This window comes from Photorhabdus sp. RM96S (genome assembly GCF_042879335.1).
GTDB classification, from domain to species: Bacteria; Pseudomonadota; Gammaproteobacteria; order Enterobacterales; family Enterobacteriaceae; genus Photorhabdus; species Photorhabdus kayaii.
Genome location: NZ_JBHFKT010000131.1, coordinates 1 through 979, shown reverse-complemented (window position 1 = coordinate 979; position 979 = coordinate 1). Strand labels below are relative to the sequence as shown.

Below are 979 nucleotides of genomic sequence, written 5' to 3'. Positions count from 1 at the left end.
TGCGTATACTACGCTTTTCGCCCGCAGAGTCAAGCGCTTATTAGCTTTTTCTCTGCCCGACCTCACAATGTTTATCAGCGTTGTGTCGGTCAGTGGTGGCGCATTATAGGGAGCTCAGATTTTTATACAATACTTTTTTTTCACACCCACCATCAACAGGCGAATTCTTGTTCTTTTTGGGTAAAATTTCGACCACCATAGCCCTATTCAACAAGTTTCTTTCATTGCATACTGGTATTTTCCTCACTAAAATCTTATTTAAAGTAAATCTCCATTTTTTCATCAGAGGTATACATGTCCGAAACGTTACGCAGTTACCTTGGTATTCAGCCCAAAGTTGGTCAGAACGTTATGCTAGATTCATCTAGTGTAATCATTGGTGATGTTAGACTTGCTGATGATGTCAGTATATGGCCTTTAGTTGTCATCCGTGGGGACGTTAATTATGTATCTATTGGTACACGTACTAACATTCAAGATGGCTCTATATTACATGTGACACACAAAACGACAGACAATCCTGATGGTTTTCCTTTAATTGTGGGAGATGATGTCACTATCGGGCATAAAGTTATACTTCATGGCTGCACTATAGGTAATCAAATACTCATCGGTATGGGCTCCATCCTACTTGATGGTTCAGTGATTGAAGATAACGTTATTATTGGTGCAGGCAGCCTAGTAGCCCCAGGCAAGATATTAGAAAGTGGGTACCTTTATATTGGCAGCCCTGCCCGCCAGGTCAGAAAACTAAAACCTGAAGAATTAAAAGGGCTATGTTATTCAGCAAGCCATTACGTTAGCTTGAAAAATAACTATTTGCAGGAAGGTAATATGTAACGTCCCAAATGATCATCATCCTCGTTATTAATTAACCCGAATTCTGGATAAGAAATTGACGAGAAGCCTGTTCCAGGAGCAAAGTTTTGGTGCACACCAAAAACAGCTCCGAGGGGGAACAGGCTATGGACAACTTAGT

1 protein-coding gene is annotated in these 979 nt (G+C 40.7%); it reads left to right on the top strand.

What is annotated here, in order from left to right; genetic code table 11:
- The first annotated feature begins 294 nt into the window (after nt 1-294).
- Entirely contained in the window at nt 295-840 is a 546-nt protein-coding gene (locus ACGF49_RS24595; RefSeq protein ID WP_113044345.1) for a gamma carbonic anhydrase family protein, read from the top strand.
- The last annotated feature ends 139 nt before the right edge of the window (nt 841-979 follow it).

Bases quoted from the DNA above. Each gene is read 5' to 3' on its own strand.
- ACGF49_RS24595 (WP_113044345.1), top strand. From the start codon at position 295: ATGTCCGAAACGTTACGCAGTTACCTTGGTATTCAGCCCAAAGTTGGT.